The organism is Lysinibacillus sp. Ag94, from assembly GCF_023242215.1.
Taxonomy (GTDB): Bacteria; Bacillota; Bacilli; order Bacillales_A; family Planococcaceae; genus Lysinibacillus.
The window spans coordinates 2,110,976-2,135,099 of the sequence record NZ_CP096780.1 but is presented as its reverse complement, the minus strand read 5'-3'; the positions used below and the strand labels follow the sequence as shown (position 1 = coordinate 2,135,099).

Below are 24,124 nucleotides of genomic sequence, written 5' to 3'. Positions count from 1 at the left end.
AATAATATTTCTAATCATTATTATTTGAGGTTTAAACTAAAAAATGCTTTTATTTTTGTTCTTTTAATTGTATATAAAACCAATAACAATCCAACTTGAATGTAAATAACGCTACACATTCTATTCTTAAAAATGTTATATTATTTGGAAGGAGTGTGATTATTTTGATAATAAAGGTAAAGGAAGAGGAATTAAAGTTAAACAGCTCCAACCTAAGTCAGAGGTGTTTTGAACCGCTCATTCAGATTTATAAGGTAAGGATGTCCAAAGAAACTAATATCGGTGTAAAAGAACGTTTTTATGAGGAACTTACGGAAGGCCAACGAGCATTATTTATGTTTTACGTTTATTATAACCATATTAGTAAATCTCTTATCGAATTTTATTGGTGGAGTGCTTATTTCATGGCTCAGCCTAAAAATTGGACAGCGATCAAAGCCTGTTTTAAATATTTTAATGATGAACCTTTTCTTTTACTCCTGGAGAAAATTGAACAGGAACTAAAACAACATAATCATCCTACTACATTAGAGAATTTTACAATCACTCGCGATGAATTAAATGATAACAAAGAGCTTCATGCCTCTTTTGAAACGCTATATGCAATATTCGAGAACATTTATCCAACTACAATAGAAAAAATAAATAATTTGATCGAAATGAATTTACATGACTTTGTACAAATTGAAAAGTAAGGGGTATTTTCCATGGCAACAATAGAAGATTTTATGAATCTTGATATTAGAATAGGTACTGTTATCCAAGCTGAAGAACTTACAAAAGCAAGGGTTCCTGCTATTAAAATGAAAATTGATTTTGGAGAAGATCTTGGCATCAAGCAATCCTCTGCTCAAATTACAAAACGCTATACGCCAGAAGGAATTATGAATACGCAAGTAGTAGCGATCGTTAATTTCCCTCCCCGTCGTGTGGCAGGCTTTAAATCTGAAGTTTTAGTAATTGGCGGCGTTCCTGTAGAAGGAGATGTGATTTTATTAACTCCTGATCAGCCTGTACCAAACGGAACTAAAATTAGTTAATGCTAGGATTTTGTGATAGAAAATGAAACTGTGTCACAGGCAAAAATAGCTTTGACCTAAATCGAGAGGATCCTAGAAAATGAAAATTTATTATGATTGGTGCTACATCATTAAAATCTTCCAATAAAAAATAGAAAGGAGCGTGATAATGAAGAAAAAAAGGAGCGAACATTATGAAAAACAGACAAGCAACAACTAATGACTATGAAACTATTATAAATCTTTGGGATAGATCCGTTACTAAAACCCACGATTTTTTAAGTTTAAAAGATAAGGAAGACATTAAACAGGAAATTCCTATGTATTTCCCACATCTTGATGTGAGACTTTGGTATGTGGACAATGAATTGATTGGTTTTTCAGGAACCAATCATCAGCACTTAGAAATGCTATTTTTAGAACCTGCTGAGATTGGAAAAGGTTATGGCAAACAATTAATACAACAACTTATTAGAGAGTTTAATATAAGGTCTGTTGATGTCAACAAAGACAATGAAAACGCAAAGATGTTTTATTTGAAAAATGGTTTTACTATTGTTAGTGAAGATCCAACAGATAGCTCAGGTCGTCCTTATCCAATACTTCATCTAGTATTAACGTAATTAGCAAAGGCAATCCTGCTACTTTATTCATAGGCTATGGTAAATTTAGATTTAAAAAAATTAGGGATACCTAAATGGTTCCCTAAATTTTTTAATAATAATGCCATTTTGAATTTGTGCTTAAGATAATTTAGATACTGGAATTCGAAAGACCTAAACTATCATAGTTATCTGTATTTCTTTTTTGTGTTTTTATTACTACAACGATCGACAAATAAAAACTAAGCTAGTTAATTATCAAGATATTTGGTAGCCACACCTTTAAAGCTTGTCTATCTATTTGTTTTAAAAAAGTTTAATCAAAATATCCCCTAAACTTGCTATTTATTAATGAATATCATGTAACTTCATTTTTTCCAATTCTTTCTTTCTTTTATTTTTTAAAGATTCCCTTCCTTTAACCCAAGTTCCTAATAAAAACACCGTACCAGCAACTGCAACTTTAATGAGTGAAGATGTATTGACATTTCCCGTTCTAGTTGTCCACCATCCAAAAATAAAAACTAAATACAGAATAGGTACAATTGCTCCAAAGTAAACGTTGGCTCTTCTAGATAAAAATGATTGAACGCCTATTATTACAATGGCTATTAAAATGGCTATCAACCATTTATAATTTGGATCCATTAATCATCATTCCTTTCGCTTTTATATTTATCAATAATCATTTTTGCCGTCTCTAAACTCAACCGTTCATCAATAACCAAATTTTTAATCATATTTACAAACTCCAGGTCTTCAGTATTGCTATTCAGTTCAATTTTTTTAATTAAAGTATCTAATTTAGTCCTTACAGTCGGATATGAGACACCATAAATTTTAGATATATTCTTTAAAGACCCAGAATTTATTATAAATTTTCTTATAAATTCAACAGATTCTTTATCTAAAGATAAAATCCAAGATGGTACTTCATCACGGTTCATATCACCCCTCCTTTTTAACAATGTTAAACAATAATTAAATAAAATTCAAGTAATCATTAACATTATTTATATTTTTAAGGTTATTTTAAGCAAAACGGTTTTTTGACGTAGAAACTTTCCGTTGGACTAATGCTAGGTTAATCATTTGTTCAATTGTTTTGTGGAATTATTGTCGTTTGAATGGCATCATTTTAAAATAATGATCATCTGTAAAAGCATGGAATTGTCATAATTATAGAGGAATCTTAGGGGGCTACCGGGTGGATATTTAATTGGTTTATACTTGTAGGCTGGCAAAAAAGCACTAACATGCAAACTGTCAGTGCCTTCGTAACCAATTAATGCTTACTTCTTCACTTTAGAAAGTGTCATGCCATCCCCAATTGGAATAATAATCGATTCTAATTGGGGATGGTTCGCTACTGCTACATTGAATTTCTTCATTATTTCCGTATAGCGTTTTGGTTGGGTATTTGGGTTTGCCACACTTCCTGCAGCAAGCACATTGTCAGTAACAATAATCGCATCGGGATTTGCTAGCTGTACACAGTAATTTAAATAGTTTTCATAATTTTCCTTATCAGCATCGATAAAGAAAAAGTCGAATCGCTCATTTCTTTGTAACAGTTTTTCAAGACTTTCCAATGCAGGACCTGTTATATAGGTTACCTGTTCACCAAAACCTGCCTTCGATAAATTACCATTTGCTAACTGTGCGTATTTTTCCTCTAATTCTAGAGAAGTTAATTTACCATCACTGCCGAATCCTCTTGCTAGACAAATCCCACTATATCCACCGAGAGCCCCTACTTCAAGAATGTTTTTAGCTCCTGTCATTGAGACAAGCATTGTTAAAAGTTTTCCAGAGGAAGGAGAAACAGAAATGGCAGGCATTCCATTTTCCTCAATAGATGTAATGACCTCTTCTAAAATAGCGTCTTCGTTATAAAACACGGCATCAATGTACTGATTAATTATTTTCATTCAGCTTATTCCCTTCTTCATCATTTTTTAAAAATTTTTCATTATCTTCTTCTTGACTGTCAGATGGAGCCATCGTTTCACTTTCATGTATTTCAAATAATTGAATGAACTCATTGATGACCATATCAATGGCTTTTAATTCACCCACTAATATTGGCTGAATAGATTGAAACTCTGGTTGCTCTAATTGTTGCTTAATCGTTGTGCGCTTTAAATTCATCATCTCTAAAAAAGCAATGGCCCTTCCACGTCGAAAAGTTTTAGGTCCGCGTTGCTGAGAGCCATCTCTTCCTCTGTGACGTCCCCCACGATGATGGCCCTCTTCCCTAAATTCCTTCATTTTTTCACTTCTCATTATTAAACCCCTTTCATCGTATACATTTGTATACGCTTAACTCTGTTTTGATTGTATACAAACGTATACATTTTGTCAATCACCTTTATTCATTTTCGCATTACTTTACCTATAAGTAGTTTGTAATATTTACCTCTTCTAGTTTTTCCATTAAACTAGAAGGGAAATTGGTTTAGTAGCATGTCATATGTGAAAAGGTAGTATATTGAAGAAAAATCCTGTTTATTTTTAGTATTGTTTAGTATTTTTTTAGTTGGTTGTAATGAAACAGTAACAGCATCTAAAAAACCTGATGCAGCAGAAGCTTTAAGATTGGACAACCATGCAGATATTTTTCAGTGGGAAGGGAACATTTTACAAACCAATATAGAATGGATTGATAAACTGGAACTCAATGAAAACAAATATATTGGTGGGATCGAATTTAACGCAACTAAAGCTGAAGATTTTAAAAATGGTACAGCTAACCTTTTACCAATTGGTGCAAAAATTTATTCTGCAAAAGAACGTGATGATATTTTTATCGTAAAATTTGACAATGTGGTTAAACGATATTTAATTCTATCTGAGGGCTGATTTTTTTGAAAGGAGACGAACATGTTCATTCATGATACAGTGACAGATTTCACCGATAATTATCTGCCTACCATTGAGTATTTAAAAAAATATTATGAAAAGCATGCGAGCCATTTTGAAGAATACTTTCGATATCATTGCCATAATGTAGATAAAAAAATGAAAATGGCTGTTCCAAAGCACCAGGAAAAGATTTCAACGTTCATTGAAATAAAAGATAAAATGCCTAAGCTTATTAGTGATATTGCAAGGGATTATGAGCAGATGTACAATATCACTTTTACAAAAGATGTACATCTGATTATAGGTTTATACGGAAGTAATGCTTTTACTTACCGACAAATCATACCAGAAATTGCATTTTGTTTAGAGAAACTTTCCCCTCAAGATCGCCATTTACAAATTATTATTGCTCATGAGTTTGGGCACGCTTTACACCATTTACTATCCGAAAAAAGTGGTGTTGATTGGACAATGGTAGACTGGGAGAGCCCATTCACTTGGCTTTTGCAGGAAGGTATTGCAACATATTTTTCTACAAAACCGGTACGTGCGAGGAAAGATGAATACTTTGCGTTTCAAGAAGACATAGAGTGGATAACATTTGCTACAAATAATAAACAAATAATTATTGAAGCGTTTTTAAGCGATTTAACTTCGCTAAATGCAAGAGCAGTTTATCTTGAATGGTTCTCTATTAATGGAGGTAAACGATTTGGTATCAATCGCTTAGCTTATTTTATCGCATATGAATTCATACAAAGTTGCCTTCAAGAACTTGAAGAATTGGATGTTATTACATTATGGCGAAATGTTAACTATCAGGATATTATTTATCAGCAGTTAACCAAAATGACCAAGAAAAATGGATGATTTAACCATTTATTGATAACGATTTTTTTGAGGTCATCTTTCTGAAGATGACCTTTTTTGTCTATAGAAGAAAAGAAAAAGACGGTTCTAAACGCGTTTCCCCTACTCAAGTATATACTTTTATTTTATCGTTCATCTCATTTATTAGTTGAACAGCTTCATCAATATGAGACACATTCAAAATCTTCATGTTGATATTTTGATCCTTTTGAATCTGTGCGGCTTCTTCTGCATTTTTTGTAGGAATAATCATAAAAGGTAAACCGTATTTCTCTGCAATTAGCATTTTTTCTTTTAGCATCCCTATCGGTAGGACGTCACCCGTTTCGCTTATTGCTCCAGTCACTGCAATGGCTACGTTGTTTTGTAAATCGCCTCGTATAATGAGCCCAGTTAGTGCTAGGCCTAACCCAGCACTGTTTCCACCAATATTATCCTGTTTAAAAAATTCATTAATACGTACATCTTCTTTACCTAGATATTGATTAACATTGTCTTTCATTTGCTCTAATTCATTCTTCTGAAGATGAAGCCACCTTAAAATTTGCTGGTTTTTGCTCTTATAAAGAACTAAATTCGTAATTTCATCCACATTTACAAAAGGAACTTGCTGGTTTTTTAAAAGATTTTCAACAGATTGAATACTCGTCATAAATTGAAAATCTACTCTATTTACGCCGATTAAATAGATTTCACTACCTTTGGCATGTAATGGCTCTGTGTATATGTATGCGACATGAGAAGTTCCTTCATAAAATATAAGGGGGAATTCGAAACAAAATAGCAAGAACATTATGCAAGTAGCGTGCGTGATTCTTCTTTTATATAGTTTGTTTCTAAGTAAGATCCGAGCTATTAATAAGAGGATAAAATTAATCAATAGTAAAACAACAAAAGAAATTCCACCTATTATATCTTGAAGATACAAAAACAAAATGACACCGTAATAGAGGAATACAAAAAAGAAAGTCACGATAAAAAGCAAATTTATTTTACGATTAGAAATATTCTTCACTCCTTACTTTAATATTTTTAAAATTTAGGACTTTAATTTAAATTTAACACCCCAGTTTATTTATTCCAGAAATCCTCTGATAATCCTTCTTATTCGAAAATCCAATTGAATCTTACTTATTCCTCACATTACACACATCCACATTTTTTAAATTTCCTGACCAACAAAAAAAGCGTTAACCCTTTTCGATTAACGCTCCCCTAAAGCTGAACAAAGTTCTATCAACCTTTAAAACAGGTTTTTTTCAGTATTTGTTTGAAAATCTAATACGCAATACCTACACGCGATTTCACATATTCTTTACTCTGAATTTGTAGATAGGCAAACTCTGCGGTATCTGCTACAGATATTTCTACCCCACCTTCCGGTAAAAAGTCTCGTTCGATACGATAAGTACCCGTATATTCACCATCCGGTAAGTATGTTGGACAGACGATTGTCCAATCAGTATTAGAGTTTTTCAATAAATGATAAACTTTATGATGCTCCTCTGCCGCAAAGGTTGTTTTTCTTTTTGATTCGCTTGATTGATAACGTAAAATACTTGGTGTCAATCGACTTTGTAGAATACTAGCTGTTCCGACAGTTATCATTCTTTTCACATGCTCTTTTTCCATTGCATCAAGAATGAGCGGCATACTTTTAGTTAATGTATTTGTGCCATCAGTGTTTAATACACTAATTACAATGTCAACATTCGCCATGACCTTTGCTATATCTTGTTTTTCTAAAACATTTCCTTGTACAATATGTAAATTTTCATCATTTATTTTTAGCTTATTTGGGTGACGAACTAAAGCCGTAACGCTATGTTTATCTCGTAACGCTAGGGAAACGATATGGCTACCAACGCGTCCAGTGGCACCTAAAACTAAAATTCTCACTATGATCACCTCTTTTCTTGATTATAGCACACAAATGTTCTGTAACGATTTAAAGCATTGTTAATGAACATCAGTAAGTCTGATATTAACGATAAAAAGCTGAAGATCATTAGTTTCCGCGATACTATTGACAATAGTTTGGATTTCGCTTTCTGTACTCTTTTCGAGTTTATCTAAATTATGTAATTGTATCGTTATTAGTTGATTGCTCGGAGATTCAATTAAGTAGCCGATTGTACTATCTGGAAAATAACCTGCTGCTCGTAACGCTACTATAATTTTTTGTGTAAAATTCGTAGTTTGTAATTTTTCACCAATTTCTTCACTATAATTTGTATCGGGATTTTTTTGAATGGGTCTTTCATATGAAGGTTGATTATATTTTAGCAATGCTGTAGTTACTAACATCAAGGAAAATAAAATAAAAAGGCCTTTTATTAATCCTCTCATATGTTCTCTCCATTTCATCTTTTTTAATAGAATACGCTGATCATATTAAATAATATGAAATATTTGTTTTATAATCCTTATAATATTTGCCAGGCTAACATTTAAATAGCCTGGCAAAGGGACAACATTCACCTTAGTCGTTTATTCGTTTATGATTACTTTCACAACAGGTTCTAATTTTCCTACATATGCATCCCCAACATAATCAACATCTATTACTATAGCTCGTGGCACGAAACGTTGAATGCTTTCCAAAAGACGAGCGGTGTTGCGTCTTTTGACAAGCTGGAAAGGCGGAAGCGTGTCTAGTCTTGAACCAAAATCTCTGTAAAAAGGGCAAGATATTACGAAAGTGGATAATATAAAAGCTACATTTTGTAGTATTTCATCAACGCCTGTAGCATTAAAATCAATATTGCTTGTGGCGGTCACTTGATGTGTCATCCTATCAACCTTTCTTCTACGATACATGGAAAGATGTTAGTAATCTTTCTTATTATGAGCTTTTCATCGAAAAACGAGCACTTAGTTATTTATGCTAAATGCTCAAAGGTTATGAACAAAGCACACATTCTCTATTGTATGTATACAATTCAATGTATCGTTAAACAATTGCATAGGTGTCAGGTCCACATTTATCCCGCTTTTATCATTGGATTTCACATTAAAACATTATTTATCTTATTAGTGCGTAATAAATAACATACAACCAACTTAAACAACCATGGATGATTGCCCATATAATGGAATGATTTACACTCCAGGAAATAGTAATGGCCAATACGGAGCCAAAACTAATTCCGCTCTTAATAACTGTTTTGTTTTCCATTTTCCTCACCTTCTTTACTTTTCTAATTTCAGAAGTTTGCCTCCTCATCTTTATTCCTCCTAATCATGTCATCAAAAGAAGTATGTTTGTAACCCTCTATCTAATGATTTCACCGCTAATAAAAATCGCAATGAACACGCCATTCTTGTAGTTCTGGATTAAAAAAGAAATAGAAATTTCCATTATCGACGATATTGAAATGTGCCTTCTCGTCTGAGGCAATCTGTAATACAAAGGGAAAGTCCTCACCGTAATCATGACCACTTTGACAAAAAGCTGGATAGCCACCTATTTTATGAATAGCGTATATTTCCTCTACAATATCATTGAAGTATTCAAAATCCTCCTCGTGCTCTAACCTTAAAATTTCATCCTCCACATCAGATGGAATCCCACCTCCATCCCATGTCGGATAATCATTATCAATATGTTTTGGACTAAGCGGAAAAGCGCGAATACGGTCATGCTGCCAATTTTGCTGGATTAACCCTTCTATAGAGGTATATGCTCTTATTTCAAAAAAACGGCTAAGATCCTCTTCTATGAGGTGATCAAATATTTCATCATTGATAAATAATGTTAGCAGCTCAATATGCTTTAGTGACGCAGGCACAAAAGAAAGGTCCTTTAAAAATAAGGTCGCTAGTGGCTGAAACCCTTGTGGCCTCTGTTCCTCAGGTAAGGACCATCCAACATAGCCAATCCAGCTTTCTAGCAGGTCATATGTAGGTCTAAACCCACCTGTTTCAAAAATCGTTGCCTGTCTCACTAGCTGTGCCTTAATATTATCAATGTCCATTAGCAGATCCCTCACTTCGACAAATACAATCTACGACATGATCATTAACCATTCCTGTTGCCTGCATAAATGAATAGCAAATCGTACTGCCAACAAATTTAAAGCCGGCTTTTTTTAGTTGCTTGCTCATTCGTTCACTAATTTCTGTTGTAGCAGGTACATCAGCTATGGACGACCATTCATTATTAATCGGCTGATGATCCACAAATCCCCAAATATACTTAGAGAAGGAGCCATATTTCTCTTGGATCCGTAGAAAGGCTTGAGCATTCGTCACAACACTAGCAATTTTAAGCTTATTACGTACGATACGAGAATCCTGACGAAGCGCCTGTAGTTTGTCATCCGTATAGAGTATGATTTTCGAAGCATCAAATTGATCGAAAGCTGCCCGGTAGCCCTCTCGTTTTTGTAGAATTGTCCACCAGCTAAGTCCAGCTTGTGCTCCCTCTAAACAGAGCATCTCAAATAAATGCCGATCATCATAGACGGGAATACCCCATTCTTTGTCATGATACTCAACATATAAAGGTTCATCTAACTTGACCCATTCACATCTTTTCATTTCTATATCCTCCATTTTATGTATTCCTTTATCCCTCTTATACAAAGCTAGCCTTTTTATGTGTTTTCCTTTATTGTAACGGTTTTAAACCCAACACTTTCAAAGCTACTTGATTTTAGGTTTTATTTTATAGGCTTTCATATGATAATTAATTTTATAGAGCTCCGAAATTATGATTCCTCCCATCGTCCTCCAATACTCTAAATACAACCTTCACAACATTTGCTATGTGCAACCAAAAACAGTTTGGAATCGTATCAAAAAAATAATCTGTTTATGAAATGCTTGAAACACTTGCTTTGGTCATGATCACTTTTCCATTTGATTTGTTTTTATCGAGTGTTTGACAGCCTGTACAAAAAAGTCTTTATCATAGATTTTACCACTTGGATTAATATTCGATAAGGATTGAAATGTTTTTCCGCCTCACAGCCAACAATTCATTTTCCCTGTCAAAAATTTGTTCCGAACTAAGGATTAAAATGTCTTGTGATGCTAACCTATTTAAAGCTGCTTCCTTACTTTGATCAGTAGCACCTGCGACTGCATCCCCCACAACAGTTACAGCAAAATTTCTAGCTAAAGCCCCTTCCACTGTAGCAGTTACACAGCCTTCTATAAAAACGCCCGTTACTATTAATTCGTGGATGCCATGATTGTTAAAATACTTCATTAAGCTAGGATTACTAAATGCATCCGCTTTATTTTTTGAAAAATACACTCCCTCAGCTTTTAATAATCTTTTATCCATTTCTGCACCTTTACTTCCTTTTAATGCCGTGAATTTTCGTAAAAGGTTGGAAAGTATTTGCTTTCGCTCAAATTCATTCCTAATATAGAGGATAGGGACATTTAATTTTTCAGCTCTTCTTATCAGGTCATTAATGCCTTTTAAAATGGGCTCAATTTGATGCTTTGCCACAGGCATTCGGGCTTGATTACTAAGGTAATCATTTTGAATATCGAGTATCATTAACGCTTGCTTCAAAATATTAACCTCCCTGTATTTTTATATTTTTACGTTCTTAAAAAGCAAAAGGTTTCAATTTTTACCATTTTAAACAAAGGAGACTCAATATGATTAAACAAGCCAATAAAGAAGATGTTCAAACAGCATCAAATTTAGCACTACAACTCTGGCCAAATCATACGTTAGATGAATTTAACGAGGAAATGGCGCAACTAATAAATGCTGAAAACGCTACGATTTTCCTTGCATATGTGGATGATGAAGCAGTCGGTTTTGCACAATGTCAACTCCGAACAGATTATGTTGAAGGTACCCACTCAAGCCCAGTCGGCTATTTAGAAGGACTTTTCGTAAAAGAACAATATCGGCAGAAAGGCTTTGCAAAGCTTCTGATCGAGAGTTGTGAGCATTGGGCTAAACATAAAGGATGTCTACAATTCGCGAGTGATTGTGAAATACAAAATCTCGAAAGTCTAGCGGTCCATCTTAAATTAGGTTTCACCGAAGCAAACCGCATTATTTGTTTTACGAAGGAATTATAAAAATGAGGTGATTCAAGTATATAGTCAGTTAATAATGCAAAAAAGAAAAAAATCACAAGTGCTTTTTTACACACTTGTGATTAATATTTGTTCGATATATAAAGGAATTATAACAGGAACACAAACGTTAAAGTCCTTTTATTTTGGCTATTAAACGATATGTACTATTTATTAATTTAAATATGTATTGGCTGAAATGTTTCTTTCGCGCTCGTCCATTACTAGGTGGATAATAAATGCAAGTTGTTGCTCTATTCGCTCATTGTTAAGATACATAATGTTTGCAATTGCTTTTTTTTGTTTTTCTTCTAATCCTACCTTCTCAAGCAATAACATAATTTCTTCTTTCGAAAGCCCAAACATACTATTTTCACCTCCAATTAATGATTTATTATTTCATAATCATTATTCACTTTTTTCAAACGGCGAACTTACACAACCATTCCATGACCTATTTTCACTGATTATAGGATAACACATAGACTTAATTAATCCAAATTTTACTTTATTTTAATAAAATTCCAACCTCTATAAAAAATCATTATTATTCGATAATAACTTTCAGTGTAATGATTTTTAAAATTAATTAATTCTATTATAAAAATAACAACCCCATTTGTCGAATTTTAGTATTCTTCAGTACGGCTTATAAGTCTATATACGAAGGCATGTTTGAATGAATAAGGACAACAAATAAATTGCTCATTTTTTTAATACATTTTTATCTTTATTATACACCATCTGTCGTTTTATATTACTTTTAGCTCATAAAAAAAGTAATTTCAAAATAATTGAAACTACTTACCCTTCTATTGTATTAGGTTAATTTACACTGTTTTGTTACTATTATTATCCGGGGCATTTATGTTAAATTTTTGTAAATTTTCAGCTGATATTTGTAATTTTACATCCAATTTTTGGATACTTACTATTTCTGTTTGATTTAATATAACATTCTTTGTCTTGTCACTAGTATTGACTGGTAAATTAACTATTCTCGACGTTGTATCAGTCTTCCATATTGTCTTGTTAGTATACCCTTCGATGAATAATTGGCTCTTCCCCTGTACAATAGCTGGTATTTTTACAGCCGTTAGATCTGTATACACCATCTCAAGTAAAGATTGATTAGACATCGCTAAAAATGGTCGATCTGCTTTATCAATCGTACAATGGTCAATACGCCCGATTGATTTATCAGACCAAACTATGGCATATTGACCTTCATAACAGTTGTTAAATTTACTATTGGTAACTTCAAAAATAGCATCAATACAAGTAATCGCATTTCCGCTAATGTGTTCAAACGTACAATTATCTGTAAAGAGTCGAGCATTATTTATATAGATATGATGACTTTCTAGCTTTTGAATACTTGTATTGTGCAGCGTAATTTTGGCGTGATCATTGCCATAAATACCACCTGCCTGCCCAAATTGGATCTTACACTGATTGAGCTTTAACCCGCTTGAGTCAATAATAAAGTGAAATTGTGGGTGTTCTTGGAGATCACACTCTGTCATCGATACATCGGCTTCGTTGACAATCGTAACGCCTGTCGCCTTTCCCTTATTTATCCGACATGTACGAAACTCCGCTTTACTATTTTCAATTAACAACTGAGACTTCACATGACGCTGGATCTTACAATCATACATGATCGCCCTAGATTTCTCACCAACATATAGTCCGTTTCCTACTCCATCAGAAAAGATAGAATTTGTCACCATCAATTCACTTTGATGAACAACTAGTTGCGTGTCTTGATGATGCTTGATTTCACAGCCATCCATCGCTAGTTTCGAGCTATCAAATACTTGTACCCCTATATCTTTCCCTTGGTGAATAAGTGTATTGGTCATTGAAATTGAACTGCAGGCTGCTACAATTTGTGCCTTTTTATGTCCATGAATTTCACAATCCACTAGCTCCATTTTTACATCACGCATTGCATAAATGCCATTCATTTGCCCTTCTAACAGCATACAATTAGTTAAAGCGATTTCACTATTTTGCACATTAATTTGAGCTTTAACATGATGCTGGATCGTTGAATCCACTAGAATAACGCTTGAGCCATTATCAATACTTAAACCAATATGATTGATTGGACTTGCAAAAATATCGACATTTTTCATCATTAAACTACCGAAGCTTACGGTCACTTGTGTTTGCACCATTTGTTGCTCAATGACACAGTTTTCTAACTGTAAATCTCCCTTTACATAAATACCCTGCCCTTGAGTAAAACGCAAGTTTCGCATATTTACAAGTGTCTGATAGCGGATAAACACGCCACCTTTAATGGTCACATTCCCCACTCCATAAAGTGTCAGCCTTTTGGAAATTTCGAAGCTTTCTTCATATATCCCATCCCGGATTTCAATGAAATCCCCCGGCTCTGCCTCTTGAATCGCCTGCCCAATACTTTGGTATCGGTGCATAATACTTCTCTTTACAACAAGTGTCGCCATCTCTACACTCCTATGCCGCTTTTCTTTTATTTATATCCCCATTGAACTTCCTATTATTCAATTTTGTACAAATAATTTACAATCGATTCTGTTATAGAGCGTAGACTTTTTTCTATTTAATCCGCTAAAGCACACAATAAAAAACCAGCAATTAAACGATTTTCTCGTCATTGCTGGTTTAACGGATTTTAAATTTTCGATGCAGCTACTTGATTCTGTATTAAATGCAAGTCCACAATTAAACAGACATAATTACAATTTAAATTTCCTAACAAGGTCGTTTAAACTCTCTGCCATTTGTGCTAAATTGGCTGAACTATTATTGATTTCATCCATAGAGCTGGCTGCTTGTTCGATTGTTGCAGAAGTTTGCTGTATGCCTGCAGCGGATTGCTCCGAGACAGCGGCAATTTCGTCCACCGATTTATTAATATTGACAGTGCTTTGTACTACGTCTTCTAGCTTTGTCGTCATGCTGTCAATGTTTGCTGACATTGAGTAAACAGCTTCTGCAATGTGGCTGAATGTTTCATTTGTGGAAGCAATTTGAGTTGTGCCTTTTTCAACCTCTTCATAGCCATTTTCCAGTGAAGATGTCACCCTGTTTGAATCTTGTTGAATTTTTTGTACGATGCCTGTGATATCGTCAACCGAGACGGCTACTTGTTCGGCAAGTTTACGAACCTCATCTGCAACGACCGCAAATCCTTTACCATTTTCTCCAGCTCGAGCCGCTTCAATCGCGGCATTAAGTGCCAGTAAATTCGTTTGTGCAGCAATACCCTGTATCACTGCCACGATTTTGGAAATGTCCTGAGTTTGTTTACTTAGTTCGTCCACCTTATGAACTGCATCCTTCACAATATGATGAATGGATGTCATTTGTTCAGTAGATGCGTCCATTAAATTTTGGCCCTCTTTCGTTAAAGCCATAACATTTTGGGAATATTGCTGAACATCCGTACTGCTATTATTGACATCTGTTATCTTTAAGGTGAATTCTGTCATTGTTGTAGCTACATCTGATGCATTACTTGCCTGCACTTCTGTACCACTCGCGATTTCAGTGACTGTGTCAACAATTTGTGCCGTACCCGTTTTCACCTCTGTCGCTGATTGCATAAGCTCCTCACTATGTGCAGCAACATCATTAGACACAGTTTGAATTTGTTTTAATAAACGGTTCAAAATATCAGACATCGTATTCGTTGCTTCTGTAAGCCTTCCTACTTCATCTTTGGAATTCACCACAAGTGCAGGCTCACTTAAATCACCTTCCGTAATTCGTTGCATACGATTTGTCACAGCGATGATTGGTCTAGAAATGATTCGAGCACTTAATAATGCAATCACCATGGATACGATAACAATGACAATACCGACGATTATACCTGTAAGCTGCTTAGTCTCACCTGCACTGACAATGTCTGCACCAGTCGCATTAATCGATTGCTTACGATGCTCTGCTAACCCCTCAAAGCCTTCCCGTATTTCCGTTGCCTTATTACTCATAGTTGCTAAATTTTTCGTCGCTTGTTCAATTTGGCCTTGATCATAAACAGTAAATACTTCTTTTTCAACATAACGGCTCCATTCTTTTGCCATTTCCGCAAATTCGTTGAAATCACCTGTCTCTGATATTACTAAACGTTGCTTCTCATTCTCATCCGCACGCTTCACATTATCTTCAAAAATTTTCTTATACTTTTCATCACCAGAAAGTATATAGCCTCTAGCTGCGGCAATTCTTAGCCCTATCGTCTGAGCTTCCTCATAATCTGTAATTAGTAATTGCATTTCTTCATCAATAATTCGTTCTGTTGCGCTGTTGCTTTGGTGGACTGCGTAAAAATTGTAACCAATGTATAAAATTACTACCGCTACTACAATGCTGAAGGAAAAAACGATTCTTTTACTAATTGACTTAAAATTCATTTCAAATTCTCCTTACTTTCCAAATGCAATCTAATGTGCATTGTTATAATTTGCACATCATTAGTAATTTAACACTATTGATCCAGGTTTGGATTGATTTGGAATTTTACCTAGATTAAATGAAATAACTAGTGGAATTTCATGTAATTTTCAGCGGATAATAATTCCCATAATTTTCAGACATATAGACTATCTAAAAATCTACACAACAGGACTTTTGACACACAAAAGGAACAGCCTCAAAAGTAGACTGTTCCTTCTATTTAAATATTAATCCCAATAATTAAACATAACATCTCCGATTGTTTTACTATCAAACTGTGAAATGTATTTCCATTCCACCTCCGATAAACTGTGCAACTCCTTATCCTGCATCAACAATGTGTTTAGTGTATCAGCAGTAAGGCATTTACGCATCGGAAAATATTTGTGTAATTCAGCTTTTGTTAAAAATTGAAAGCTTAGCTCTTCATCAAATTTAGCAAATGCAATATAAGGCATTAGCCTATGATGAATTATCGTCAAACGCTCATCTCCCAGTTGAATTACCGCTTGCATATAAACAACATGAGGATGATCAATAAATTGTAAAGCTTTTGCTCGTTGTTCACTTGTAACTAAATGATAAACCATCGACTGGAAAGATCGCATATCCTGTTCAATAAGATGGTCTGCATCAAAACCTGAAATCCCTTTCGTTAATCGCAACGAATCACCCCTTTATAATTATGTCTATATGACCTTCTAGTAAAGATAGGGAGATTCCTTCAATAAAAATCTATTTTCTTGTTATTTGATAGTTAATTTCTAAAAAAGGTAGACCGAAAATACGCATCTTGTGCACAGCCGTTAGCGTTGTTTCATCTTGTGCCTTTATCTTAAAATGCTCCTGTAAAGGTAGTTGAAATAAAAAACGGTTAATGGCTAAATAAATCCCAGCATCTCCATCGTGATTACTCGTTAAATATAAAGCACCATTATCTTCATATACATATAACACCCCTATCATTGTTGAAAAAGGCAGTGGAAGTGCAATATTCATATAGGTGGTTTGTCCTGTTGTATGCTTTGAATAGATTGCGACAAAGGTTGTTTGTTTTTCTATTTTACGAATCCATGCGCGTGGAGCTGGACGTCCATCGTGCAGCTCATCTACTTTAACAACCTTTCCTGTCATCTCAATTTGCTTACTGGAGAAGGGTAAATTCAGCTGTTGCATGAAGCGACTTAAGCTTTGATAAATTAAAGCAAACGGTTTAAACCAGGTTTTCCACTTTATAGATGCCATTAAACGATACTGATTTGTTTCTTCATAAAAATGTGGAATGATGTGTGGCAGCTTTGTCGAATCCACAAAGTCACTTAGCGCATCGACTAAACCTGGGTGCGGGTCTTTTCGTTCTCGCAATTTCCCCCTAATTTGGCTTACTGGAAAATGGAATGGTTGAAATTTAGTTTCGGGAATAGCTATAGCCCAAGCTAGCACCCCTACACTACCGAAGAAAATACCATTTATAAATCCATGAAATGTGAGCATTTCTGGTATCCCTACATAGCCAAATGCATACATAAATGACCATATTATCGTGATACATAGTGCCCCATAGGAAATGCGTAACAGTAAACCTTGTCCACGAGGAAGTTTCGTTTTTAAAGCAAGGAAAAATAAACTGTAAATCGCAGCGATATAAAGGATCACTGAAATAATTTCAATTATTGTAGAGAACGTTATACCAATTGCTACAAGAAGTGGGCCTGTCAATAATATAACAACGACTGCATTGTACCATCTACTCTTATGTATTCGCCCAAAAAGACCTATAGAAATAGCTAATAAACAAGCTGAATAATGAAAATGGATGGCTGTTAACCACGTTATTAACGATGAAAAACCTGTATCAATGTTTGCGATAAAAGCAAAAAACAATAGTCCACCAACCAATATATAAATAAGCCCTACGTCAATTGATATCTCCGCCATGTTTGTAAAGCCTCGCTGTAAAAATCGCTTCACACCTTGTATAGCTAGAAACGCCGTATAAAAAACATAAATAAGTACGAGAACGATCGCTATCCAACCTTCAGACCACCAATGTAACAACGTAATAGCAAACATCATCGCGACAATAATAGCATCGCCGGCTTTGTTAAAGGACATGACCATTTTCACCATCGCTGGTACAAAAATCAGCTGTGCAACTGTGAGTAGCAACATATATTCAGGCTGCGGGCTAAACAAAAAACAAACGACCGACAGCATAAGCCCTAATAGTAGGACAGGACTACTTAGATTGTTGCGTAAATTCACCAGCATACATCATCAGCCTCCCTATTATTGGATTATGAATGGACACATGAATCGTAAACACATTCCTTTTGTCATCAAATCCTTCTTCGACGATCACACGCCCCTCTAATATTTTGGGTATTGAACATTCTATTTTGGAAACGACAAATCGTTGGACTCCGGAGCGAATGACCAATTTCCCCTCACCTGTCACTGCAAAATGTAAATCTGAATAAAAAAGAGCTGGTAATCCTAAGTAATCCTTGACTATTTTTCGGATTGGATCAATCGTCATTCTCGCATCAAAATGTCTAGTACTGTTTAAAAAATGGAAAGTACGCTCCCATAACACCTCGAGTTCCCCATTTGGTAATACACGACAAGTATTACAAATTGAGAACGGAACATCGTCGCCTGATTCAGGAAACAGGAATCTAGTTTTGGTTGCTATCGCATAAAAAGGACGCAGCCACTTTGCACCAGATTCAATTTTATGCATCACACCAGTAGCATAAAAAGGCTGATCTACAGGTAACATATAACGCTTCTGTAGCATTGGATGGAGTCGAGTGAAGTCCTCACCTAATAAAGTTTGATAAATCGTCATGCTATTCCTCCTCGCTTTCGTTTACAGCTTTTTGCACTCGGCATATCTTTACTTAAAATCAACCCGATAATGGACAATACCCACAATGCTACATTAAGTGTTACAGGATTAAATGGAGCAAAAGCAATCGTTTTATCTACTAGAACGGCACCCAATGTTAAAAATGGAAATAGCAATATTTGCACGCCAAACAATAAACGCTTTCCTCGAGGCAATAACCAACAAAGTGCAAAGATGATCTCTGCAAGTCCAACCCAGTTTACGATTTGGCTAATGTTCCTCTTAGGTGATCCTGCTAGTTTTTGAATATTTGTAGATTTGTTCGCTCCAACAGATCCGCTCGGCTCAACGCCCGATCCATTCAACTGACTATAATCCCCGTCTAGTAATTCCTCAATCATCATCACCTCAATAGGATGTTGTACGATAATTTTCGGTACAAGACCGTGGTACAACCACACAAAACAAAAAAGCACACTGATAAGCATTGTTAAAAAGAAGCGACGATACTGAGAAAAAGGATTTTCTCCTTTTTCAAGCCATCTTTTTAACACATCGAAACTAAGAGCTGTTGCCCAGCCCATTACGGGACGAAACACAGCATCAAATAATTTCCCTAGTTTCCCGTAGCGAACTTCATAATCATACTGAGTTAAAAATGTGAGCCCCTTGTCGTTAGGGATATATTTCCAGTACCCTTTCCCCTCTGCAATTGGAGATATTTTTTGGGGTGTGCCAAAATGTAACGAGGATGTTTTCGTGCCATCTTTTTTATGATGCTCTCCTTTACTCTCACCCCAGCCACTAACTGATATGCCCGGCATCACCTTCGTTTCATAGGTAAAACGCTGAGCTTCTTCAGGAGATTTTTTATCGATATATGTAATAGCAGTAAAACGTAAATCCCATTGCTCATGCAGCTTAGGGTTTTGGGTATAATTCCAAGCCTCATTGATGGGTGCTCGTATATCCACCTCCACATAAATAGGCTTTTTCTTCATCTTTATATCCTCCTTCAAACAAGCTTATTAGTTATTTTAGTTTACTTTCTATAATCCTCCATAACCACTACTCTATTAATGGTATTATAGCAATAAATTAATTTTTACCCATAAATTGGACTTTATCCATTTAATCGGAACAATACCATAACATAGGGTTGATTTGCGTTCCTCCTGGGTGCTTTTGCACAGATAAAACTTTGTTGCTGCTGCTACGTTAGCACTACACCTTTTGCACAGAAAACATCCGCTTCGCTCCAGGGTCTTGGGCTAACACAATGTTGGTTACTAAAGCGTTAGCACAGGTTTAGCCTTCGTTCCCCTATCGCTAATCGCCAAGGAGGCACCAAGTCGGAACGAAGATCAACTGATATGCATTGTATAGTCTTTAACAAAAGTAATATCCTGTTTTCGGAAATGGACCATTAAATTCCTATAAAATAAAAAAAGTTGAATCGAAATGATCGTTTGCCAAGTCTAATAGTCGGAAGGAGGCGTTTTTCATTACTACAAAGCAAGAATCATTAGTACAGTTAGCACAAAACGGAGATGAGCAAGCTTTTTATCAGCTTATTGAGCAGGAGCAACATAAGTTATATCGAATGGCTTATGTTTATGTCCAAAATGAAAATGACGCCGTAGAAGTTTTTCAACAGACAATTATCCGTGCATATGAGGGCTTACCTAAATTAAACGACCCTCAATATTTTTCTACCTGGTTAACGCGCATTATTATAAATTGCTGTAAAACCTATCTTGCCAAGAAAAACTCGGTACAGCTTGTTGAACCACATACATTAGAGGATCTCAATAGTACTTCACCTACATATATCGAAGAAGAACTTGATCTATGGCATTCTCTCTGCGAGCTAGAGGAAAAATACAAAACGGTTTTACTATTACGTTTTTATCAAGACTACTCGGTAAAAGATATTGCAGCGATTTTACAATGTCCTGAGGGCACTGTGAAAACGCATATTCGCCGAGGCTTACAAGCTTTACGACAACAATTAAAGGGGGCATATATAGATGAATGGGTTCAATCCGTTGAAAGGAGTTATTAATGCGATTCCGATCCCCGAAGGACGTTTAACCGAAGTGTTACGCATCGAAGGGATGTCAAAAATCTTTCAACAAAAGTATCATACGGTCAATGCTTTGAAAAATATCCATTGTACGGTTTATCAAGGTGAAATGGTGGCCATTATGGGGACGAGCGGTTCTGGTAAAAGTACACTGCTCAATATGATTAGCGCCATCGATGAACCGACTGAAGGAGCGTTATTCTTATTTGGAAAGGAAGCACATGATATTTATCAAGAGCCAAAAGCATCGAAATTCCGCAAAGAGAATATCGGCTTTATCTTCCAATCATTCCATCTGTTGAAGGATTTATCAGTTGAAGATAATATTGCGCTCCCTCTTATCCTCAATGATGTACCAAGTAAAGACATTAAAGGACGCGTACAGCAAATGATGGAAAAGCTAAATATTGCTGCCTGGGCAAAGCATCGACCAAATGAGCTTTCTGGTGGTCAAAAGCAACGTGTGGCCATAGCCCGCGCTATTATCGCAAACCCACCAATATTGCTGGCAGATGAGCCGACTGGTGCATTGGATGTGAATACGACTGATGAAATTTTAGGGCTGTTAGTAGACTTGCAAAAAACTATGAATCAAACCATATTACTCGTGACACATGACCCTTATGTTGCGACTTATGCAAATCGTGTATTATTTTTCCATGATGGTGCCATTGTGGATTCCTATCAAAATACGCAAACAGCGGAGGATTTAGATTGTATTTTAGCGAAGTTCAAGCTGATTACTAGAGGTGATGTGTAATGTTTACGATGCGTACCATTGCTCTGAAGCTATTTCGTGCAGCATGGGCCAATGTATTAACGAGTATTAGTATTATTACCATTTCCATTTGCCTTGTCATGACAATGAGTGTTTACATATGGAATGCCCATAGTCAAATGAAAGAAGACATACAAGCATTATATGGCGAAATGGATTTAATGGTCGGCTATAACCCCGATCAAAATAGGCTGTTAACTTCACAGCAAATCGAAAATTTCGAAGCAATACCTGGTGTTACAAAAGTTTCGAGTGTGTCACTAGCTCAAACTAATGTTGAAAATGAGAAAAATACATCATTTTATACAGTTGGTGTGGAAAACGACGACTTAGTGAAAAGCCGCTATCATTTTAATGCCGATCTTAGCCCGAACGAAGTTGTGATTACTGAAAATGTGGCACGTCTTTTCCAAAAAGAGGTCGGCGATACGCTAAACGTTACTTTCAATAAAACGATTGGAGATTCTGTTGAAGCAAATACAGGTAGCTTTACGATACAAGAAATCCTTTCACCCCTTAAAGGCACAGATAGTCCTAATTTTATCCTTATGCAAAATGATGAGTTGAAAACTTGGATGAATAATAGTAATGCACAAACGGCCGGTATGTTTGCACTCATTAAAACGGAAGATAATATGGCTACCTCAGTTGGTACAGATTTGAAACAACTTGATGAAACATTACGTGTAGATGTCATGAGTGACTATAATGAATTTAAGAGAAATTTACAAGCATTAATCATTTTTATGGTTGTACTTTCATTCTTTATATTACTTATTTCAAGTGTTTTACTGCTATCAACGTTCCAGCTATTATTTTACAAAATTAAAGAACAGCTTATGGTATTTCGTGCACTTGGCGCCTCTAACAAGCAAGTAGGACGTATTGTACAATTGCAATTATCTACAATCATTGGCGTAGGCGTATTGCTTGGGACAGCGGTCAGTTTATTGATAATAAAAAGTTGGTTACCACAGCTCATTAGTTTGATGAAAATGCCAGATGCAAAAACTGATTTACCGATGATCTTTGTATTGGCGATTGCTATTGTAAGTTTTTTATTGCTCCAGCTAATCACACAGTGGCAAGTTCATAAAAGCTCAAGTCTATTACCTTTACAAATCGCAACAGAGAATGAAAATTTAAGTTTACGATGGACAAAATGGAAAACGATTATTGTGAGTGGCGTTGCGTTCATGTCCCTATTCTTGTTTTTAAATGCTTATAAAGTCGGAAAAAATAGTGGACAAGGTGCACTTATGATTTTAATAGGCACATTACTCGTCAGTGGAATCTTCCTTTATCTGATGCCATACCTCTTTACAGCATTATTTAAATTTTCATTGAAGCCTATTCGTACTGTGCTCGGCAAAGAAGCATACTTAGCGTGTCAGCAGCTTATGCCACAAGTACGAAAAAATATGCCGATTATACTTAGCATTATCGGCTTAATGGTCATTTTAATTTTCGGCAGCTCTTTATTTAAATCAGTTCAGCAAAGCTCCTATGAGTATATTAACTCTCAATATGAAACATCGATTAAAATTGATAATGAATTAAATGACCCAACCATTACACCGGATCTAATAAAAGAAATTGAGGCATTGCCGAGTGTAGCCTATGCCTATGCACGAAGTGAAGCACCTTGGATCACGATTGAAGGCGAAAATGGCTGGGAAGAAGGTAGTAACTTCGAGGCCATTGATGTTGAAAAATACGTCCAATTAAAAAAGCTTGATGCTGTTAAAGGAGATTTGAAAAATGGAGTGATCATTACAGAAAGATTTGCTAGAAAACATCAATTAGCAGTTGGTGATCGTATAATGGCAGGGACGTTTGATGAAACACTTCAACAAAATGTGCCAATTGGTGAATTACTAGTAATTGATGTAGCACTTGATTCTTATAATAAATATATAGATTTATTTGTGGATTGGTCCTCTTTTATAGTATCTTCTGATTCAACTATCATTACAAACATAATGGTGGAAGCAGATAATACAGAGCAGGCATTAGCCGATCTCTCATACTTACAAGAACGTTGGCCAGCTTTAAAAATTACTGATAAAGAGACATTTATCAAGCAATACGATGAAATGACCTTCCAGCGCTGGAGCCTTTTTGTTGGAGTCTTTGTTATCTTAATTTCCGCAACTTGTCTCGGCGTATTGCAAACACTGCTTTACTCCATTTACTCAAAACGTGCCGATTATGCAATTCAGCGGCTTATAGGTCTTTCACCGCGAGGATTAATTAAGCTGATTTTGACGCAAGTGTTATCCTTTGTACTTTATGGACTGGCTGTTGGGTCATTTCTCGGACTTCTAGTTACAGAATTACTGTTCACGATTGACGGAGGATCTTTTGACTTCGTTACATTAGGTGTTACGAGTATTGTCTTTTTAGGCGCGACACTTATTGTCTTTACGCTACAAGGTTACTGGATGAGTCGTAGAAAATTAGCGAATGAAATGCTAGATATTTAAATGAAAGTAGCCCCTCTTAAGTAGCAGAGGGGCTGTTTTCATTTATCGAGCTATTTTATCG

General features: G+C 35.4%; 28 protein-coding genes. 9 read left to right on the top strand and 19 right to left on the bottom strand.

Going from position 1 to position 24,124, the window contains the following annotated elements; translation table 11 throughout:
- The first annotated feature begins 164 nt into the window (after positions 1-164).
- The 3 genes from MY533_RS09775 to MY533_RS09765 all read left to right on the top strand — a co-directional run bounded on the left by MY533_RS09775 (position 165) and on the right by MY533_RS09765 (position 1,642).
- Complete coding sequence (locus MY533_RS09775; protein ID WP_248718960.1) at positions 165-695, top strand: hypothetical protein; 531 nt, start codon at positions 165-167, stop codon at positions 693-695.
- 12 nt (positions 696-707) lie between these two features.
- Positions 708-1,040, top strand: a complete 333-nt coding sequence (gene csaA, locus MY533_RS09770; protein ID WP_248718959.1) for a chaperone CsaA — start codon at positions 708-710, stop codon at positions 1,038-1,040.
- 173 nt (positions 1,041-1,213) lie between these two features.
- Positions 1,214-1,642, top strand: coding sequence for a GNAT family N-acetyltransferase (locus tag MY533_RS09765; protein ID WP_248718958.1), 429 nt, complete (start codon positions 1,214-1,216; stop codon positions 1,640-1,642).
- Between the two features lie 327 nt (positions 1,643-1,969).
- Here the strand turns inward: MY533_RS09765 and MY533_RS09760 are convergent, their stop codons facing one another.
- From MY533_RS09760 to MY533_RS09745, 4 genes are all read right to left on the bottom strand, one after another.
- Positions 1,970-2,269 (bottom strand): hypothetical protein, encoded by a 300-nt coding sequence (locus tag MY533_RS09760; protein WP_132358377.1) that lies wholly within the window; start codon positions 2,267-2,269, stop codon positions 1,970-1,972.
- Positions 2,269-2,568: a DUF2089 family protein gene (locus MY533_RS09755; RefSeq protein ID WP_248718957.1), complete on the bottom strand. Its 300-nt coding sequence runs from the start codon at positions 2,566-2,568 to the stop codon at positions 2,269-2,271. Before MY533_RS09755 ends, MY533_RS09760 begins: the two co-directional genes overlap by 1 nt.
- 345 nt (positions 2,569-2,913) lie before the next feature.
- Entirely contained in the window at positions 2,914-3,552 is a 639-nt protein-coding gene (locus tag MY533_RS09750) for an O-methyltransferase (RefSeq protein WP_248718956.1), read from the bottom strand.
- Positions 3,539-3,907, bottom strand: coding sequence for a hypothetical protein (locus tag MY533_RS09745; protein WP_248718955.1), 369 nt, complete (start codon positions 3,905-3,907; stop codon positions 3,539-3,541). The genes MY533_RS09750 and MY533_RS09745 overlap by 14 nt, the downstream gene beginning before the upstream one ends.
- A gap of 234 nt (positions 3,908-4,141) precedes the next feature.
- Here MY533_RS09745 and MY533_RS09740 point away from each other — a divergent pair, with 234 nt between their 5' ends.
- Positions 4,142-4,483 (top strand): hypothetical protein, encoded by a 342-nt coding sequence (locus MY533_RS09740; RefSeq protein WP_248718954.1) that lies wholly within the window; start codon positions 4,142-4,144, stop codon positions 4,481-4,483.
- A 21-nt stretch (positions 4,484-4,504) separates the two neighbouring features.
- A complete protein-coding gene (locus tag MY533_RS09735; RefSeq protein ID WP_248718953.1) occupies positions 4,505-5,356 on the top strand; it encodes a hypothetical protein in 852 nt (283 codons plus the stop codon).
- A 106-nt stretch (positions 5,357-5,462) separates the two neighbouring features.
- On the opposite strand, the gene MY533_RS09730 is transcribed toward MY533_RS09735, so the two are convergent.
- From MY533_RS09730 to MY533_RS09695, 8 genes are all read right to left on the bottom strand, one after another.
- On the bottom strand, positions 5,463-6,008 hold the full coding sequence (locus MY533_RS09730; RefSeq protein WP_248718952.1) for a S16 family serine protease: 546 nt from the start codon (positions 6,006-6,008) through the stop codon (positions 5,463-5,465).
- A gap of 626 nt (positions 6,009-6,634) precedes the next feature.
- Positions 6,635-7,255, bottom strand: coding sequence for an NAD(P)-dependent oxidoreductase (locus MY533_RS09725; RefSeq protein ID WP_248718951.1), 621 nt, complete (start codon positions 7,253-7,255; stop codon positions 6,635-6,637).
- 60 nt (positions 7,256-7,315) lie between these two features.
- Positions 7,316-7,705, bottom strand: coding sequence for a hypothetical protein (locus MY533_RS09720; protein WP_248718950.1), 390 nt, complete (start codon positions 7,703-7,705; stop codon positions 7,316-7,318).
- Positions 7,706-7,846: 141 nt separating this feature from the next.
- Positions 7,847-8,149, bottom strand: a complete 303-nt coding sequence (locus tag MY533_RS09715; RefSeq protein ID WP_248718949.1) for a hypothetical protein — start codon at positions 8,147-8,149, stop codon at positions 7,847-7,849.
- 232 nt (positions 8,150-8,381) lie between these two features.
- Positions 8,382-8,582: a hypothetical protein gene (locus MY533_RS09710; protein ID WP_248718948.1), complete on the bottom strand. Its 201-nt coding sequence runs from the start codon at positions 8,580-8,582 to the stop codon at positions 8,382-8,384.
- A 67-nt stretch (positions 8,583-8,649) separates the two neighbouring features.
- Positions 8,650-9,333 (bottom strand): DUF1963 domain-containing protein, encoded by a 684-nt coding sequence (locus MY533_RS09705; protein ID WP_248718947.1) that lies wholly within the window; start codon positions 9,331-9,333, stop codon positions 8,650-8,652.
- On the bottom strand, positions 9,323-9,898 hold the full coding sequence (locus MY533_RS09700; protein ID WP_248718946.1) for a DNA-3-methyladenine glycosylase I: 576 nt from the start codon (positions 9,896-9,898) through the stop codon (positions 9,323-9,325). Before MY533_RS09700 ends, MY533_RS09705 begins: the two co-directional genes overlap by 11 nt.
- A gap of 391 nt (positions 9,899-10,289) precedes the next feature.
- Complete coding sequence (locus MY533_RS09695; RefSeq protein ID WP_248718945.1) at positions 10,290-10,886, bottom strand: cysteine hydrolase family protein; 597 nt, start codon at positions 10,884-10,886, stop codon at positions 10,290-10,292.
- A gap of 89 nt (positions 10,887-10,975) precedes the next feature.
- Between MY533_RS09695 and aac(6') the strand changes: the two genes are divergently transcribed.
- Positions 10,976-11,410 carry an aminoglycoside 6'-N-acetyltransferase gene (gene aac(6'), locus MY533_RS09690; RefSeq protein ID WP_248718944.1) on the top strand — a complete coding sequence of 145 codons (435 nt, stop codon included), beginning with the start codon at positions 10,976-10,978 and terminating at the stop codon, positions 11,408-11,410.
- A 171-nt stretch (positions 11,411-11,581) separates the two neighbouring features.
- Here the strand turns inward: aac(6') and MY533_RS09685 are convergent, their stop codons facing one another.
- From MY533_RS09685 to MY533_RS09655, 7 genes are all read right to left on the bottom strand, one after another.
- On the bottom strand, positions 11,582-11,773 hold the full coding sequence (locus MY533_RS09685) for a hypothetical protein (RefSeq protein ID WP_132358405.1): 192 nt from the start codon (positions 11,771-11,773) through the stop codon (positions 11,582-11,584).
- A 464-nt stretch (positions 11,774-12,237) separates the two neighbouring features.
- Positions 12,238-13,884 (bottom strand): right-handed parallel beta-helix repeat-containing protein, encoded by a 1,647-nt coding sequence (locus MY533_RS09680; RefSeq protein WP_248718943.1) that lies wholly within the window; start codon positions 13,882-13,884, stop codon positions 12,238-12,240.
- A gap of 252 nt (positions 13,885-14,136) precedes the next feature.
- Positions 14,137-15,819, bottom strand: a complete 1,683-nt coding sequence (locus MY533_RS09675) for a methyl-accepting chemotaxis protein (RefSeq protein ID WP_132358409.1) — start codon at positions 15,817-15,819, stop codon at positions 14,137-14,139.
- A gap of 270 nt (positions 15,820-16,089) precedes the next feature.
- On the bottom strand, positions 16,090-16,527 hold the full coding sequence (locus tag MY533_RS09670) for a hypothetical protein (RefSeq protein ID WP_248718942.1): 438 nt from the start codon (positions 16,525-16,527) through the stop codon (positions 16,090-16,092).
- Between the two features lie 70 nt (positions 16,528-16,597).
- The gene (locus tag MY533_RS09665; RefSeq protein ID WP_248718941.1) at positions 16,598-18,133 is read right to left on the bottom strand and encodes a YndJ family protein; all 1,536 of its coding nucleotides are present in this window, start codon (positions 18,131-18,133) and stop codon (positions 16,598-16,600) included.
- Positions 18,102-18,713: a DUF4166 domain-containing protein gene (locus tag MY533_RS09660; RefSeq protein WP_248718940.1), complete on the bottom strand. Its 612-nt coding sequence runs from the start codon at positions 18,711-18,713 to the stop codon at positions 18,102-18,104. The genes MY533_RS09665 and MY533_RS09660 overlap by 32 nt, the downstream gene beginning before the upstream one ends.
- Positions 18,710-19,714, bottom strand: a complete 1,005-nt coding sequence (locus MY533_RS09655) for a DoxX-like family protein (RefSeq protein ID WP_248718939.1) — start codon at positions 19,712-19,714, stop codon at positions 18,710-18,712. Before MY533_RS09655 ends, MY533_RS09660 begins: the two co-directional genes overlap by 4 nt.
- Before the next feature lie 503 nt (positions 19,715-20,217).
- On the opposite strand from MY533_RS09655, the gene MY533_RS09650 reads away from it, so the two are divergent.
- From MY533_RS09650 to MY533_RS09640, 3 genes are read left to right on the top strand one after another with little or no spacing between them, the layout of a single operon-like run.
- The gene (locus MY533_RS09650) at positions 20,218-20,778 is read left to right on the top strand and encodes a sigma-70 family RNA polymerase sigma factor (protein ID WP_248719189.1); all 561 of its coding nucleotides are present in this window, start codon (positions 20,218-20,220) and stop codon (positions 20,776-20,778) included.
- A 52-nt stretch (positions 20,779-20,830) separates the two neighbouring features.
- A complete protein-coding gene (locus MY533_RS09645; protein WP_371873343.1) occupies positions 20,831-21,559 on the top strand; it encodes an ABC transporter ATP-binding protein in 729 nt (242 codons plus the stop codon).
- Complete coding sequence (locus tag MY533_RS09640; protein ID WP_248718937.1) at positions 21,559-24,063, top strand: ABC transporter permease; 2,505 nt, start codon at positions 21,559-21,561, stop codon at positions 24,061-24,063. The genes MY533_RS09645 and MY533_RS09640 overlap by 1 nt, the downstream gene beginning before the upstream one ends.
- Positions 24,064-24,124 lie beyond the last annotated feature (61 nt).

What these genes read in the sequence shown, in the direction of transcription:
- MY533_RS09715 (WP_248718949.1), bottom strand. Translation starts at nt 8,149, where the DNA reads ATGACACATCAAGTGACCGCCACAAGCAATATTGATTTTAATGCTACA.
- MY533_RS09710 (WP_248718948.1), bottom strand. Translation starts at nt 8,582, where the DNA reads ATGAGGAGGCAAACTTCTGAAATTAGAAAAGTAAAGAAGGTGAGGAAA.
- MY533_RS09705 (WP_248718947.1), bottom strand. Translation starts at nt 9,333, where the DNA reads ATGGACATTGATAATATTAAGGCACAGCTAGTGAGACAGGCAACGATT.
- MY533_RS09765 (WP_248718958.1), top strand. Translation starts at nt 1,214, where the DNA reads ATGAAAAACAGACAAGCAACAACTAATGACTATGAAACTATTATAAAT.
- MY533_RS09675 (WP_132358409.1), bottom strand. Translation starts at nt 15,819, where the DNA reads ATGAATTTTAAGTCAATTAGTAAAAGAATCGTTTTTTCCTTCAGCATT.
- MY533_RS09640 (WP_248718937.1), top strand. Translation starts at nt 21,559, where the DNA reads ATGTTTACGATGCGTACCATTGCTCTGAAGCTATTTCGTGCAGCATGG.
- MY533_RS09680 (WP_248718943.1), bottom strand. Translation starts at nt 13,884, where the DNA reads ATGGCGACACTTGTTGTAAAGAGAAGTATTATGCACCGATACCAAAGT.
- MY533_RS09660 (WP_248718940.1), bottom strand. Translation starts at nt 18,713, where the DNA reads ATGACGATTTATCAAACTTTATTAGGTGAGGACTTCACTCGACTCCAT.
- MY533_RS09760 (WP_132358377.1), bottom strand. Translation starts at nt 2,269, where the DNA reads ATGGATCCAAATTATAAATGGTTGATAGCCATTTTAATAGCCATTGTA.
- MY533_RS09735 (WP_248718953.1), top strand. Translation starts at nt 4,505, where the DNA reads ATGTTCATTCATGATACAGTGACAGATTTCACCGATAATTATCTGCCT.
- MY533_RS09700 (WP_248718946.1), bottom strand. Translation starts at nt 9,898, where the DNA reads ATGAAAAGATGTGAATGGGTCAAGTTAGATGAACCTTTATATGTTGAG.
- MY533_RS09720 (WP_248718950.1), bottom strand. Translation starts at nt 7,705, where the DNA reads ATGAGAGGATTAATAAAAGGCCTTTTTATTTTATTTTCCTTGATGTTA.
- MY533_RS09655 (WP_248718939.1), bottom strand. Translation starts at nt 19,714, where the DNA reads ATGAAGAAAAAGCCTATTTATGTGGAGGTGGATATACGAGCACCCATC.
- csaA (WP_248718959.1), top strand. Translation starts at nt 708, where the DNA reads ATGGCAACAATAGAAGATTTTATGAATCTTGATATTAGAATAGGTACT.
- MY533_RS09750 (WP_248718956.1), bottom strand. Translation starts at nt 3,552, where the DNA reads ATGAAAATAATTAATCAGTACATTGATGCCGTGTTTTATAACGAAGAC.
- MY533_RS09755 (WP_248718957.1), bottom strand. Translation starts at nt 2,568, where the DNA reads ATGAACCGTGATGAAGTACCATCTTGGATTTTATCTTTAGATAAAGAA.
- MY533_RS09730 (WP_248718952.1), bottom strand. Translation starts at nt 6,008, where the DNA reads ATGACGAGTATTCAATCTGTTGAAAATCTTTTAAAAAACCAGCAAGTT.
- MY533_RS09645 (WP_371873343.1), top strand. Translation starts at nt 20,831, where the DNA reads ATGTCAAAAATCTTTCAACAAAAGTATCATACGGTCAATGCTTTGAAA.
- MY533_RS09685 (WP_132358405.1), bottom strand. Translation starts at nt 11,773, where the DNA reads ATGTTTGGGCTTTCGAAAGAAGAAATTATGTTATTGCTTGAGAAGGTA.
- MY533_RS09665 (WP_248718941.1), bottom strand. Translation starts at nt 18,133, where the DNA reads ATGCTGGTGAATTTACGCAACAATCTAAGTAGTCCTGTCCTACTATTA.
- MY533_RS09745 (WP_248718955.1), bottom strand. Translation starts at nt 3,907, where the DNA reads ATGAGAAGTGAAAAAATGAAGGAATTTAGGGAAGAGGGCCATCATCGT.